Here is a 14163-nt window from a genome sequence, read left to right as displayed (position 1 = left end):
CACTCCTCAGATACTGATGTCGACGCCGCTGCTGGATCCCAGCATGCGGCCATAACCGCGGCCCGCAGCGATCGCAGGCACGGACTCGTCTTCGTGGATCACAAGGCGCTGGGTGTTGCGGCCCGAATTCTCGCCGCTGTTCTGTTGCTGGCCTTGCGATTGATCGCGCAGGCTGAATTGTAATCCGCTGTCGTTGGTCTTGAGACCGGCCTGTTCGAGCGCGCGCTGCAATTGCGGTGCATCCTGGCGCAGCATGGTCAGGGTTTCCGGCTTCTCGACGGTGAGGTGCGAGGTGACATTGCCATGCTTGTCGACTTCGAGGCGGACATCGATACGGCCAAGCTCGGCAGGGTCGAGCCGGATGTCGAAGCTGCTCTTTCCCGATTTGGCGTTCTGCGCGATCTCGACGGCGACGCCGTCCAGAGGCACTGGCGCGTTGGTTGCGACCGCGGCGGTCAATTGCGGGGTCGCAGCTGCAAGCGGCGTCGGTGCGGTCTGCAACGGCTGCTGCTGCAAGCTATTGGTGGTCGGCGCAGTCACATCCGGTACTGCAGCCTGAGCGGTGTGTTCGGCGCGACGCTCATGGCCAGCGCCAGCCGCAGGCTTTGTAGCTTCCGGTGCAACGGCGGTCGCGTCAGTTGCTACGCCATCGACGAGTTTGTCGCCCGGCTTGGCATCCTTGCCGACGGTCGACGCTGCGGCCGCGTCGGCTGGCTGCGCGGACGCGATCTCGGTGGTTTTGGTCTTGTCTTCTGATTTGACCTCAGCCGTTGATGCCGTTGTCGCATCGGCTGCGCTGGTCTTCTTCGCGCCGGCTTTGCCGCCCGCGGGTGTCGCGGATGCGATAAGTGCCGCGAAATTCGCGTCGGCTTCCGGGGGCGCCGCTGCAGGCGCCGCTTCGGCGTCAACCGTTGCGGCTTCGGTCACTGCCGTCTGGGCTTTCAAAACGGCTGCAGCGATGGCGAGAGGCTGGGCAACGCCGGTGGTTTCGGGCGCTGTTGGAGCTACTGCAACATCGGTCGTGGCCGCAGGCACGGGGATCGCGACGGCGACGGCGGCGACCGCGACGGGCTTCTCGGTTGAGGCCGTTGCGTCGGCGTCGGTCGTTGCGGTCTTGTCGGTATCCTTGGACGAGGCGTCCTTGATGTCGGTCTTGTCGCCTGTCTTCGCGTCAGTCTTGGAATTGGCCTTCGTGTCGCTCGGGTCGCTCTCCTTCGCCTTGCGGGAGTCCTGTGCGGCATCGGCTGCCTGGGTGTCGCGGTCACGTGCATTGGCGGCCGCGTCGTCGGCGCGATCGTCGGCCTGCCGTGTGCGGTCATTGCTTGAGGAGCGGGTGTCGTCACGCCGTGCGGGTGCTGGCAGATCAGGCTGGGCTGCCGCGGCGCGGTCGCTATTGGCGCTGGCAACGGTGTTGCTGTCGACCAGCGAGCCGAAGCTGTCGGCGTCCGACCGCTGATCGTCGCGGGACGAATTCGATCGTGCGTTCTGAAACGAGACGTTTGAGACGATATCGGACGTGACGCTAACCACGGGCGGCCTTTCCAGAAGAGTTCTATCCTCCTTTCAGCAAGGACCGGGCCACCTCTCGTTTTATAAAAATATCTATATAAATCAGTATGTTGTAATTCGGATGGAACCTCCGTGGGGACCGTCGCGGCATTATCTTTTCTGCCCGGCGGCAAGAATTGCCGTTTCCGGCGAGGCGCCGTGATTGATTGAGCGCAAGGCGGCCTATATTAAAGTGCCATATCCCAACCCATTGTCGGACCGACCTTAAGTTCCGGGATTTGGCTCCGTTTTCCTGATCGCGACGGTTTGCAGCCAGCGCGGTCGCATCAGTGACCGAAACCATGCTCAACAGTCTCGATCTCGAAGGCCGTCCGCAGGACATCAGGGTCGTGGTCGCCATGTCCGGCGGCGTCGACTCCTCGGCGACGGCTGCGCTGTTGAAGTCGCAGGGCTACGACGTCGTCGGTATTACGCTGCAACTCTACGATCACGGCGCCGCCACCCATCGCAAGGGCGCCTGCTGCGCCGGCCGTGACATCCATGATGCCCGCGACGTGGCCGAGCGGATCGGGATCCCGCATTATGTGCTGGATTACGAAAGCCGGTTCCGCGAGTCCGTTATCGACAATTTCGCCGCGAGCTATGCCTCCGGCGAAACGCCGGTGCCGTGCATCGAGTGCAATCGTTCCGTCAAGTTCCGCGACCTGCTGGCGACCGCGCGCGATCTCGGCGCGCAGGCGCTGGCGACCGGGCATTACGTGGCCTCACGCCGCCTTGCTGACGGCTCGCGTGCTATGGTCTGCGCTGCCGATGCCGATCGCGACCAGAGCTATTTCCTGTTCGCGACTACGCAGGAACAGCTCGATTATCTCCGCTTTCCGCTCGGCGACATGAGCAAGCCGCAGACCCGCGAACTGGCCCGGCAGTTCGATCTGTCGGTCGCCGACAAGCAGGACAGCCAGGACATCTGCTTCGTGCCGTCCGGCCGCTACACCGACGTGATCGAACGTCTGAAGCCGAATGCGCTCGAACCGGGCGAGATCGTCGATATGGATGGCCATGTCATCGGCCGCCACGATGGCATTATCCATTTCACCATCGGCCAGCGCCGCGGCCTCGGTATTGCAGCGAGCGCGCCGCTCTATGTGATCAAGCTCGATGCCGTCACCCGGCGCGTGGTCGTCGGCCCGCGCGAGGCCTTGCGGATGCACCGCATTGTGCTGCGCGACGTCAACTGGATCGGCGGCGGGACGCTCGATAGCGCTGTTGGCAATGGCCTCGAGCTGTTCGTCAAGGTGCGCTCGACCCGTGGACCGCAGCCGGCCTGGCTGCGTGCTGTGAATGGCGGCTACGAGATCGAACTGGTCGGCGGCGAGGAGGGCGTGTCGCCCGGCCAGGCCTGTGTGTTCTACGACGCGCCGGACGGGCAGGCCCGCGTGCTCGGCGGCGGCTTCATCAAGAGCGCTGCGGCGAAAAGCCCTGTCAGCACCTCCCCCCGCGATGCTAGTGTCCCTGCCGTCGCAGCAATGCGTGTGTAAGAGTTCAGGGTAGGGGCATGGCTGGCGATATCGACCGCGCGGGGGTCGCGAAGGCTTACGGGCGCTGGGCGCCGATTTACGATCTCGTTTTTGGCAAGGTGTTCGATAGCGGTCGGCAATCGACGATTATCGAGGCCGATCGCATTGGCGGCCGCATCCTGGATGTCGGCGTCGGCACGGGTCTGTCGCTGGTCGATTACGCCCGCACCACGAAGATTTGCGGCGTCGATATTTCCGAGCCGATGCTGCGCAAGGCGCATGAGCGCGTCCGCACCCACAATCTCACCAATGTCGAAACGCTGGCGGTCATGGATGCGAAGAACCTCGCATTCCCCGACAATCATTTCGATGCTGTGGTGGCGCAATATGTCATCACTGCCGTACCCGATCCGGAAGCGACACTGGACGATTTCATCCGCGTGTTGAAACCAGGCGGCGAGCTCATTCTCGTCAATCACATCGGCGCCGAAAGCGGTCCGCGCAAGATTTTCGAACTGGCCTTTGCGCCGCTGGCGCGCCGACTCGGCTGGCGACCGGAATTTCCGTGGAAGCGGCTGGTGGACTGGGCAACGGTCCATGGCGGGATCACACTGGCCGAGCGGCGGCCGATGCCGCCGATGGGGCATTTTTCGCTGATCCGCTACATTAAATCCTGACTGTGGAGCGCGGGACCGGAACCTCCGTTCGCGCCCGCGGTTGGCTCCGGATGCAGATCAAACAGTCGCTCGTCATCGCAGGTCTAGTCATCGCCGGTTCCTGCGCCGCCTTCGCGCAGGCGCCGCCGACGCCTGCCACACCTCCCGCACAGACCGCGCCGCCATCGGCCGAGCGCGCAAATGCCAATTGTGCACCCACACAAACGACCCCACAGGGGACGGTTGCTCCGAGCGGTACGACGACCGGCCAGAGCCCGGAGCCGTTGGGCGATAAACTCGCGAAATCAGATGGCGTTCTGTGCCCGCCGAGCAATGTCGATCCCGCGATGCGGGCACGCGCGCCGAATTCAGATAGCAGCAATACGCCGGTGATTCCCCCGCCCGGCAGTCCCGGTGGCGATCAAAGCGTTCGGCCGAAGTAAGCCTTAACGAGTTCGTCAGGCGCGCGGCACGGACACAGGCCGCGCGTCACGCGTTTGAGCTGCGAGACGGATACCGGCGTTAGCCGCACCAAATCCCTGATAGTTGCGGCGCTCGACAATCTCGAAGAAGAAGCGCTCATCGAAGCTCGGCGTGTAGATCTGGAAGAATTCGCCGTCGCCTTCGCGATCATACAGGATCTGGTTGTCGCGCAGCGCAGCCATCAGCTCGGCATCGAGCCCATATTTGGCTTCCACGTCATCGTAATAATTGTCGGGAATGCGCAGGAATTTGGCGCCGCGTTTGCGCATATCGGCCACAGCAGCAAAGATATTGTCGCACAAGAACGCGATATGTTGCACGCCGGAACCGAAGAACTCCGAGATGAAGCGGTTCGACAGCGTGCGCGTTGCGGATGATCCGTTCAGGATGATGCGCAGCGACTGATTGGCTGATATCAGCGCCTGGCTTTGCACGAGGCCGACCGGATCCGGAATTTCCATCTGCGGCAGGCGCTGCAGGTCGAGAATGCCGGTGTAGAACAACAGCCATGACAGCATCTCGTCATAGGGCATCGATTGCGAGATGTGATCGACGACGGAGAGATGGTCTGTACCGGCATTGCTCTGCAGCGGCTCGAAATCTACGTCCCAGTTCTTGCCGGCCGCTTCCAGGAAATAGAGAAGACTTCCGCCGACGCCGTGGATCGCCGGAATTTCCAGTTCGCCCGGTCCGACCGGCTGATAGAATGTCCGCGCCTGCAAGGCTTCCGCGCGCGCCATGGCCTGCTTGGTATTGCCGACCTCCAGTGCGATGGCGCACACGCCGGGGCCATGCGTTACGTAATGCGAATGCGCGAAACCGTCCGGCTCTGAATTGATCACGAGTTCGATGGCGCCTTGCGACCAGCGTTCGACGTCCTTGCTGCGATGGGCGCCAGTCTTGTGAAAGCCAAGTTGGCTGAGCAGCGTCGCAAGGTCTGTCGCCTTGGTCTCATTGACGGCGAATTCGATGAAGCCGACGCCGCGGGTGGATGTCTTTGGCTGCAGGGCGTCGGCCGGTGTCTTTGCCAGTTGATCCTGCAACAGGATCAGTGAGCGCAATCCGTCAGTGGCTGTGCGAACGGCAGAGCCTGCGCGGAACTGGTCGTTGAAAATCTCGAGGGACCACGCGCCGCTATAGCCGGTGGCTTGCACCGCTTCCATGAACTCAGCCACGGGCAGGTCGCCCTGACCGGGAAAGCAGCGAAAATGCCGGCTCCAGGACAAGACATCGAGGCCCAGCTTCGGCGCGTCGGCGAGTTGCACCAGAAAGATCTTGTCCGCCGGGATCGATGCGATGGCGCTGACGGGAAATGCCGGAGCCAGTGCATGGAAACTATCGAGGATCACGCCGATGGACGGGTGATTGGCGCGGCGCACGATCTCCCAGGCATCGCGATAGTCGTTGACATGAGCGCCCCATGCGAGCGCCTCGAAGCCGACACGCATGACATGCTGCGCGGCGAGGTCCCCAAGCTCATGGAAATCCGCTGCGGCTCGGTCGATACCGCCAAGCGAGGCCGGCGAGATGTTGCTGCAGATCAGCATCAAATCCGTCTGCAACTCTTTCATCAGGTCGAACTTGCGCGCCGCGCGCGCGAAATTGCGACTGCGCTGCGGCTCCGGCATGCCCTCGAAGTCGCGGAAGGGCTGGAAAGCGCAGATGGTCAAGCCGAGGTCGCGGCACATCTGGCCGACATCCCGCGGGCTTCCATTGAAGGACAGAAGGTCCGCTTCAAAGATCTCGACCTCGTCGAAGCCGGCAGCAGCGATGGCGCGGAGTTTCTCATCCAGTGCGCCTGATAGCGAGACGGTAGCGATCGAGAGCTTGTTCATGCCGCGGTCTCCGTCATGGCGCCGCCGAGGAACAACTGTCCGATGCGCGGATCGTTGAGCACACGGTCGGCCTTGTCCATCAAGCGGGTCTGGCCGAGTTCGAGCACGATGCCGAAATCGGAAATCTCGAGTGCCGAGCGTGCATTCTGCTCGATCATCAGGATCGAGACACCGCGGTCACGCAGCTCCTTCAGAATATTGAACGTTTGCAACACCATCAGCGGCGACAGCCCGATGGAGGGCTCGTCGATCAGCACCAGCTGCGGATTGAGCAGCAGGCCGCGGGCGATTTCGAGCTGTTTCTGCTCGCCGCCGGACAAGGTTGACGCTTGTTGCTTGGCTTTGGTGCGGAGCACTGGGAATTTGTCGAGCGCGGCCTCGATACGGGCCGGCAGATCGGTGATGTCGCGGCCGGCGGCGACGGCACCGAGTTCGATATTGTGACGGACCGTGAGTTCCGGAAAGATGTTGCGGCCCTGCGGGACATAGCAGATGCCTGCCGTCAGCAGTGCGCGCTGGCTGAGACCGGTGACATCCTTGCCTTTGAATATGACTTTACCTTCGCGCAACTTCAGCAGACCGAAGATCGCCTTGAACACCGTGGACTTGCCGGCGCCGTTTGGCCCGATGACGGTGGTGATCGACCCACCCGGCACCGAGAAAGTGGTGCCATTCAAGATCGTCATCTTGCCGTAGCCGCCGACAAGGTTCTGAACGTCCAGGATTGCATCGCTCATAGCGTTATATCCTCAATGTCCCAAATAGGCTTCGATCACGGCAGGATTGGCGCGGATTTCGTCCGGTCGCCCCACCGCAAGAACCTTGCCTTCGGCCATCACCATCACGCGTGTGCAGAGCGACATCACGAATTCCATGTTGTGCTCGATGACAACGAAAGTGGCGCGCTTCTCCCGGTTGATCGCCGCGAGGCGATCCTTGAGATCCGCGAGCATGGTCAGGTTGACGCCGCCGGCAGGCTCGTCGAGCAGCACGAGGCGCGGTCCGCCCATGAAGGCCATCGCGGCATCGAGCAGTTTCTGCTGGCCATAAGAGAGGCCGCCGGCGGGCTCGTCGGCGAGATGGTCGAGCTTGAAGAAGCCGATCATCTGGTTGGCCGCCTCGGTCAGTCCGGCATCGGATGGGCCGAGCAGGCGCGAGAACATGTTACCCTGGTGCTCCTGACCGGCAAGGATCAGGTTTTCGCGCACCGACAGCTTCGGGAATACCTGCAGCAATTGAAACGTGCGGCTGACACCGAGGCCGTTCAGCTCTGACGGCCGCATGCCGGTGACCACCTTGCCGTCGACCTTCACTTCGCCGGCGCTTGGCGTGAGCTGGCCGAGGATGCAGTTGAACAAAGTGGACTTGCCGCAGCCGTTCGGCCCGATCAGGCCGAGGATTTCGCCTTCCTGCACATCGAACGAGACGCCGTTGACGGCGGTGATGCCGCCAAAGCTCTTGCGGATATTGCTGACTTCGAGAACCGCGGTCATGGCGCTGTTTCCAGTTTCGCTTTGGCGACCGCACGTAATGCGGACGCTGCCTTGGTGCGGCGTTCGGAGATGTAACGATCGAGAATGCCGAGAATACCGGTGGGTGAGTAGATCAGCAGCAGGATCACTGCGATGGCATAGAGCATCAGATAGTAACCCTGCGTGAAGCGCAGCCATTCAGGCAACAGCACGGCGATCATCGCGCCAAGGAACGGCCCGAAGAAGAAACCGGAGCCGCCGACGATCACCATCATCAAGAGATCGAGCGACAGCGACAGGTGGAACGGCACGGGATCAACATATTGGGTCAGCGGCGCATAGAGCGTGCCAGCGACGCCGCCGAGTGCGGAACCGATTGCAAAGGCCATCAGCGTATAGCGCCGTGTGTCGATGCCGAGCGAAAGCGCACGAACGGGATTTTCGCGCAGCGCAATGAAAGCGCGGCCCCACGGCGAACGGATCAGCCACCAGACGGCCAGTGAGACGATGCCGAGCGATCCCAGACAGACATAATAGAACGGCAACGGCCGCCGCGTCGGATAGCCGAAAATCTCCGGGCGAGGGATGTTGCTGATGCCGTAGATGCCCTTGGTCAGCCAATCCTCGTTCCGAAACACGAGAAAAGCGAGCGTCGAAAAGGCGAGGGTGACAAAAGCCAGATAGTGATGCTGTACACGGAGCGCGGGGTAACCGAGAATCCAGCCGATGGCGAAGCACAGCACGATGGCAACGCCGAGCGCTCCGATGAGCGGCAGACCATTCGATGTCATGATCGCAGCCGTATAAGCGCCGATGCCGACAAAGGCGCCCTGCGCCAGCGAAACCTGCCCGGCATAGCCGAGCGTGAGGTTAAGCCCCATGGCGGCGATGGTCATCACCGCCCACTGGCTCAGGATGAACAGACCGTAGCGGTTGAAATTCATCGGGACGATGATCAGCGCGGCAATGACAACGATGCCGAAGCCGATCTTGAGGGTCTTCGCCGCGGTCATACGGTGCGCTCCTCGGGCCGGCCGAGCATGCCCTGTGGCCGAAACAGAATGATCGCGATCAGCAGAACCAATGGCACGGCGGCACGATACTGGGTGGAGACATAGGCGGCTGACAGATTGTCGACGACGCCGATCAGCAGGCCGCCGGCAATGGCGCCGCGGACCTGGTTGAAGCCGCCGACAATGGCGGCGATGAATGCGGCCTGGCCAAGCACTTCGCCGTTGGAGAATTTAGCGAGATAGATCGGAGTGATGAGGAGTGAAGCCAGCGCGACCAGAAACGCGTTGATCAGGAAGGTCAGCAGGATCATGCGTTCAACGGGCACGCCGATGATGCGCGCGACGGTCGGGTTTTGCGCGGCAGCCTGCATCTGGTGACCGATGGAGGTGCGGTTCAGCAGCGTTGTCAGGCCGAGCACGGCGAGAATCGCCAGCACCAGCACGCCAATGCTCTGCAAGGCGACGACGCGGCCGAAAATCGTGACGTCACCGCCCGGGATGATCGATGGAAATGGCGAGGCTTCGGCACTCCAGAATTGCTTGGCGGCTTCCTTGATGCCGATGGCCAGGGCCATGGTCGCAATCGCCAGCGGCAGCACGCCATGGCGCAGCATTGGATCGACCAGCAACATTTTGAAGCCGAGGCCCAGCAGCAGCAGCGACAGCGCGATGCCAATCAGGATCGCCAGCCAGAATGGTGCACCGGCATGCATCACCGCCAGCATCAGGAAGGCCGGCAGCATGACGAATTCGCCCTGCGCGAAATTGATGGTCTGTGAGGTCTGCCACAGCAGCGTGAAGCCGACGGCGACGATCGCGTAGATCGCCCCGGTGGCAAGACCTGCGATGAGGAGATCGAGAAGGTTGGACATGTGGTTCTCCAAATGGCCGGCAGCTAAAGCACCGGCCGCGCGCTCCCTCGCCCCGCCTGCGGGGAGAGGGCTGGGGTGAGGGGCTCTTGCGAGTGAAACACTCGCTCCCCCTCACCCGAAGCCTCGCTTCCGCTCGGCTCCGACCTCTCCCCGCAAGTGGGGAGAGGTTAAGTACGCGAGGCCTCAGTTGCCGAGCTTTGGCAGCACCTGCTTGACGACCTGCTTGCCCTCGACGATCTCGACGAGGAAACCCTGTCTATCGATGTCGCCATTGGCGTCGAAAGTCGCGTCCATCAGGATGCCCGGCTCCTTGGCGGCGGTGATAGTGAAGCCGTGCAGGGCATCGGCGAAGCCCTTGGAATCGACCTTGCCCATCTTCTCGGTGGTGGCCTTGATCATGTAGATCGCGAGCCAGCCCTTGAGGCCGTTATGGTCTGGGACGTAGTTGTACTTCTTCACGAACTTGTCGCGGAACGCCTTGATCAGTTCGACCGGCGCGTCGGTGGTGAGGCCGACATGGCCGCGCGCGCCATTGGCCGCGTCGCCGGCGAGTTCGACGACCTTCTGTCCGACCAGTGTGGTTTCGCCGACCAGCGGCACAGTGATGCCCTGGCGTTTCAACTCCTTCAGTATGCGCGCGCTCTCTTCTTCGTTGACGTAAACGAAGACTGCATCCGGCGCTGCCGACTTGATCTTGCTGACATCGGCCGCGAAGTCGGCCTGGCCGGCTTCGGTGGAGAGATCGGCCGCGACTTTGATATTGTACTTGGCGAATTCCTTGCTGATGGAATCGCGCCCGCCTTTGCCGAAGTCATTGTTAACCCAGACGATGGCGACCGACTTCGCCTTCAATTCGTCATTGATGTATTTGGCGACCTTGGGCATGGACGACTGCTGGCCAAACGACGTCCGGAACAGAAACTTGTTGCCGGTTGTCGTGAGTTCAGCGGCTTCGCCGCCCATGATTTGTGCGATGCCGGCTTCGGCGGCGAGCGGCGCGGTGACCTTCACCGAACCGGAATAGCCGGGCCCGAGCAGCACATAAGGCTCGGCGTCCAGCGCCTTCTGAACCTGGGCGCGGGCGACACCGGGGTTGGACTGCGAGTCTGCATGGGTCACTTCCAGCTTGCGGCCGAGTACACCGCCCTTGGAATTGATTTCTTCGATCGCGAGATCGATGCCGTTCTTCCAGTTGGTGCCGACGGTGGCGCCGCCGCCGGACAATTCGGCGACATTGGCGAGTTTAATAGGTGCTCCGGACTGCGCGATGGCAGCACCGGTCAATACAGTCGCGAGCAGGGCGCTCGCCAAAAACACTGGCTTCATGGAATCCTCCTGTTGCTATTGTTGTGTTTGTGGGCGCGGCCTTATGAGCGGCCGCTTCATTCAGGCTGCGTTTGGTGTCGGGTACCTTTTGACCATGACGGCGTCGAAAGCAATTCCCATTTCAGTCGGTGAAGGCGCAAATCCTGTAAACAACTCAAAGGCATCGGCGGCCTGGTAGATCGCCAGATCGCGGCCGGTCATGACCGGCGCGCCTTTGGCCTTGGCCGCGTTGAGCAGCGGCGTCCACAGCGGGGAGTACACCGCATCCGCAACCCACGCTTCCGCATGCAGCAGCGCATCGGGCACTGGCGTGCCGCAGTTGGGCAACATGCCGATGGGGGTGCCGTTGACGATGCCGACCGCGCCGCGAACGGCGTCATCGACGCTGTCCGCCACGCGGATGCTTTGCTTGTTGTGGAGCAGGGAAACGAGATGCCGGGCCTTGGCCGCGTCCGTATCAAAGATCCTGATCTCGGAAACGCCGAGATCAGCCAGCGCAAAGGCGATGGCCTTGCCGACGCCGCCGGTGCCGATGACCGCGACCGGGCCGTGGTTGGAATTGGCGACCAGTTGTCTGGCTGCGCGGGCAAAGCCTGTGGTGTCGGTGTTGTGGCCAGTCAGCCTGCCGTCGCGGACCACGACCGTGTTGACGGCGCCGATGGCCTTGGCCCCGCGCGAGAGCTCGTCGAGCAGATCGACCACGGCTTCCTTATAGGGGAAGGTCACGTTTATGCCGGCAAAACCGAGGCGACGGACGCCGTCCAGAATGGCGCGCAAATCGCCGCGGTCGGCACCGGGGATCTCGATCAGCTGATAGTGACAGCGGGCGCCCATGGCCTCGGCGGCCCGCTCATGCATCGCCGGTGACGCTGAATGCGCGATCGGCGCGCCGAGCAGGCCGGTAAGGAAGCGCTGGCCCGTCGCTGGGGTATGGGGCGTCGAAGAGGTCATGAACGGATGGCCAATACTGTCAATTATCATCAGAAACGGGACAGAAGATAGCGCGGCGGCGATCTAACACAATTACCCTGTTATACAACAAACATAACATGATGTTATTTTTTACGGACGCGCGAGGCCGGCTTTGCAGCGGCAATTTTGTGAGAGCCGACTGCGCGCATCTCGGTGCGCAGGCAGTCGATAAAATGCTCGATATGCAGTGACAGCGGCGCGCCGCGTTTCACGGCGATGTAGGTATCGAACCGGGTGGGTTCGACGATGCGGATCACCTCGACGCCGGGATAGCCGCCATGGGCCACCGTGAATTGGTCGATGACCGCGATGCCCAATCCTGCCTTCACCAGGGCACAGACCGTGGTGCCAAATCTCGCTCGAATGGTGATGTCGTATTTGAGTTTATTGCGGGCGAAGATCTCGGCCATGATCCGACCGTAGGGGTCGTTGGGGTCGATGCCGATGAGGGGATACCGGATGATCTCCTTGGCCGACACCTGCTTGCGACCTGCGAGTTCGTGTCCCTCCGGCACGATGCAGAACAATTCGCCGGACGCCAGCGGCATGAAGTCGAGCCCGGGATGTTCGAGCCGATAGCTCATGGCGACGCAGTCGCCGCGACCGAGCAGCAGATAGTCGATCGCCTCCTCAAGCTTGAGAATGTTGATGTCGATCCGCAGACCGGGATAACGCCGCCGCACCTGCTCGATGGCACGTGGCACCATCACCTGCGAGATACTGGGAACCGATCCGATGCGCAGTTCCGACAGTGTTCCGTGGCCGATCTTCGAGATGATCTCGGTGAGATCGTCGACTTTCTTGTAGACACCGTTGATCTGCTCGAAAATATTCTGCGCTTCAGGCGTCGGGAAGTAGCGTCCGTTCTGACGCTGAAAGAAGCGGATGCCGAGCGACTTCTCGGTGTATTTGACCAGGCGGCTGATGCCGGGCGCGGACACATTCAGGAGTTTGGCAGCGCCGCCAATGGTGCCCGTCACCATGACGGCGCGGATCACTTCAACCTGGCGTAACGTCATCATGCGCAAAAACTCTCGTTATGCTGAATGGCGCGGATGGTGCGCCAGAATGCGCGCTCGTCTGCCCTGGATGGACATGGTACCGACCGCGTCCTGCGAACCGGGTAGCATTTTCTGCAGAGGCTATCAGAACGCATCTGAATTGATTCAATTATTACCGACAGTTCGCAATCGAATTAACGCAAGTTGTAGGAGTGGATTGTAGAAGGGGCGCATTGGTCTATTTTCAGGTCAGCCCACATTCGTCGTTTCCGCCGTTGAGGTCCTATGCGCGTCGCTGTCGTCCACGATTGGCTCTACACGCTGGGCGGTGCCGAGCAGGTGCTGCGCGAGATATTGCAGTGCTATCCGGAAGCGGATGTGTTCACGCTGTTCGATGTGCTGACGCCGGAAGATCGCGCCAAGATTGGCTTCAAGAAGGCGCGTACCAGCTTCCTGCAGAAGATGCCGTTCATCCGCAAACGTCATCGGTCATATTTGCCACTCATGCCGATCGCGATCGAGCAGTTCGATCTGTCGGGCTACGACCTGGTTATTTCCAGCAGTTATGCGGTGGCCAAGGGCGTGATTACCGGTCCGAACCAGCTCCACGTGTCCTATGTGCATTCGCCGATGCGTTATGCGTGGGATCTGCAGCACGCTTATCTGAATGAAAGCGGCTACACCGCCGGCATCAAGAGCGCGTTGGCGCGGGCACTGCTGCACCGCATCCGGATCTGGGACGTGCGCACGGCCCACGGTCCGGACGCCATGCTGGCGAACTCCAATTTCGTCGCCAAGCGGATCAAGAAGGTCTATGGCCGCGACGCCAAGGTCATCTATCCGCCGGTGACCATGTCGAAGCTGCCGCCCGATCTGCCGGTCGGGGACCACTTCCTCGCGGCAAGTCGCCTGGTGCCCTACAAGAAGATCGAGGCCGTGATCCAAGCCTTTGCCGAACTGCCGGATCAGAAGCTGATCGTTGCAGGCGACGGCCCGGATGCGGAACGGCTGAAGGCAATCGCTGGCCCGAACGTGACATTTGTCGGCTTCGTCAGTGATGAGAAGCTGCGCGAATTGATGGCAACGGCGCGTGCCTTCGTCTTTGCCGCCGAGGAGGACTTCGGGATCATCGTTGTCGAAGCGGAATCCGAGGGGGCGCCGGTTCTGGCGTTCGGCCGCGGCGGCGCGCGCGAGACGGTTTCGGCCTCTCCCGAATTGCGCACCGGCATGTTCTTCGATTCCAACGAGCCGAAAGCGATTGCGGAATGCGTCCGTGCCTTCGTGGCGAATGAAAGCTCATTTTCGCGTGCTGACTGCCGGATGCAAGCCGAGAAATTCTCGGCTGAGCGTTTCCGCAACGAACTGATGTCATTTGTGAACGACCACATGCGGACATTCAGCGGTGAGCGGCGGCGCAATCGCGATGGCAGTTCGCCGGATGCGGCAGGCTTCAAGCGGCGCTGGAGCGATGCCAAGGATTCCGCTCGAAGCGAATAGGCGTCTGCCG

The 14163-nt window shown here is 61.7% G+C and carries 13 protein-coding genes; 4 read left to right on the top strand and 9 right to left on the bottom strand.

Annotated features, from left to right (window positions below; genetic code table 11):
• Positions 1-6: 6 nt before the first annotated feature.
• The gene (locus tag AB8A23_RS00150; protein ID WP_439057235.1) at positions 7-1530 is read right to left on the bottom strand and encodes a flagellar hook-length control protein FliK; all 1524 of its coding nucleotides are present in this window, start codon (positions 1528-1530) and stop codon (positions 7-9) included.
• A 320-nt stretch (positions 1531-1850) separates the two neighbouring features.
• Between AB8A23_RS00150 and mnmA the strand changes: the two genes are divergently transcribed.
• Genes mnmA through AB8A23_RS00135 form a run of 3 tightly spaced genes read left to right on the top strand, consistent with a single transcriptional unit; the run spans position 1851 to position 4125 of the window.
• On the top strand, positions 1851-3047 hold the full coding sequence (gene mnmA / locus AB8A23_RS00145) for a tRNA 2-thiouridine(34) synthase MnmA (protein ID WP_439060424.1): 1197 nt from the start codon (positions 1851-1853) through the stop codon (positions 3045-3047).
• Positions 3048-3064: 17 nt separating this feature from the next.
• Positions 3065-3703, top strand: coding sequence for a class I SAM-dependent methyltransferase (locus AB8A23_RS00140; protein ID WP_089262053.1), 639 nt, complete (start codon positions 3065-3067; stop codon positions 3701-3703).
• A 50-nt stretch (positions 3704-3753) separates the two neighbouring features.
• Positions 3754-4125: a hypothetical protein gene (locus tag AB8A23_RS00135; RefSeq protein WP_439057236.1), complete on the top strand. Its 372-nt coding sequence runs from the start codon at positions 3754-3756 to the stop codon at positions 4123-4125.
• A gap of 15 nt (positions 4126-4140) precedes the next feature.
• Here AB8A23_RS00135 and AB8A23_RS00130 read toward each other — a convergent pair whose 3' ends face one another.
• The 8 genes from AB8A23_RS00130 to AB8A23_RS00095 all read right to left on the bottom strand — a co-directional run bounded on the left by AB8A23_RS00130 (position 4141) and on the right by AB8A23_RS00095 (position 12677).
• Entirely contained in the window at positions 4141-6000 is a 1860-nt protein-coding gene (locus AB8A23_RS00130) for a bifunctional sugar phosphate isomerase/epimerase/4-hydroxyphenylpyruvate dioxygenase family protein (RefSeq protein ID WP_439057237.1), read from the bottom strand.
• A complete protein-coding gene (locus AB8A23_RS00125; protein ID WP_439057238.1) occupies positions 5997-6737 on the bottom strand; it encodes an ABC transporter ATP-binding protein in 741 nt (246 codons plus the stop codon). The genes AB8A23_RS00130 and AB8A23_RS00125 overlap by 4 nt, the downstream gene beginning before the upstream one ends.
• Before the next feature lie 12 nt (positions 6738-6749).
• On the bottom strand, positions 6750-7493 hold the full coding sequence (locus AB8A23_RS00120) for an ABC transporter ATP-binding protein (protein WP_439057239.1): 744 nt from the start codon (positions 7491-7493) through the stop codon (positions 6750-6752).
• The gene (locus AB8A23_RS00115) at positions 7490-8485 is read right to left on the bottom strand and encodes a branched-chain amino acid ABC transporter permease (protein ID WP_089262043.1); all 996 of its coding nucleotides are present in this window, start codon (positions 8483-8485) and stop codon (positions 7490-7492) included. Before AB8A23_RS00115 ends, AB8A23_RS00120 begins: the two co-directional genes overlap by 4 nt.
• Positions 8482-9357, bottom strand: a complete 876-nt coding sequence (locus AB8A23_RS00110) for a branched-chain amino acid ABC transporter permease (RefSeq protein ID WP_093759434.1) — start codon at positions 9355-9357, stop codon at positions 8482-8484. Before AB8A23_RS00110 ends, AB8A23_RS00115 begins: the two co-directional genes overlap by 4 nt.
• A gap of 183 nt (positions 9358-9540) precedes the next feature.
• Entirely contained in the window at positions 9541-10683 is a 1143-nt protein-coding gene (locus AB8A23_RS00105) for an ABC transporter substrate-binding protein (protein ID WP_089262041.1), read from the bottom strand.
• Between the two features lie 60 nt (positions 10684-10743).
• On the bottom strand, positions 10744-11634 hold the full coding sequence (locus AB8A23_RS00100) for a shikimate dehydrogenase (protein WP_439057240.1): 891 nt from the start codon (positions 11632-11634) through the stop codon (positions 10744-10746).
• Between the two features lie 104 nt (positions 11635-11738).
• Positions 11739-12677 (bottom strand): LysR family transcriptional regulator, encoded by a 939-nt coding sequence (locus tag AB8A23_RS00095; RefSeq protein ID WP_320446899.1) that lies wholly within the window; start codon positions 12675-12677, stop codon positions 11739-11741.
• 264 nt (positions 12678-12941) lie between these two features.
• Between AB8A23_RS00095 and AB8A23_RS00090 the strand changes: the two genes are divergently transcribed.
• Positions 12942-14153 (top strand): glycosyltransferase, encoded by a 1212-nt coding sequence (locus AB8A23_RS00090; RefSeq protein ID WP_089262037.1) that lies wholly within the window; start codon positions 12942-12944, stop codon positions 14151-14153.
• The last annotated feature ends 10 nt before the right edge of the window (positions 14154-14163 follow it).

Origin of the sequence: Tardiphaga sp. 619_E2_N8_4 (assembly GCF_051810905.1) — a bacterium.
In the GTDB taxonomy this organism is placed as follows: domain Bacteria; phylum Pseudomonadota; class Alphaproteobacteria; order Rhizobiales; family Xanthobacteraceae; genus Tardiphaga; species Tardiphaga robiniae.
Note: the sequence above shows the minus strand (reverse complement) of the source record. Positions and strands in the feature narration are given on the sequence as shown.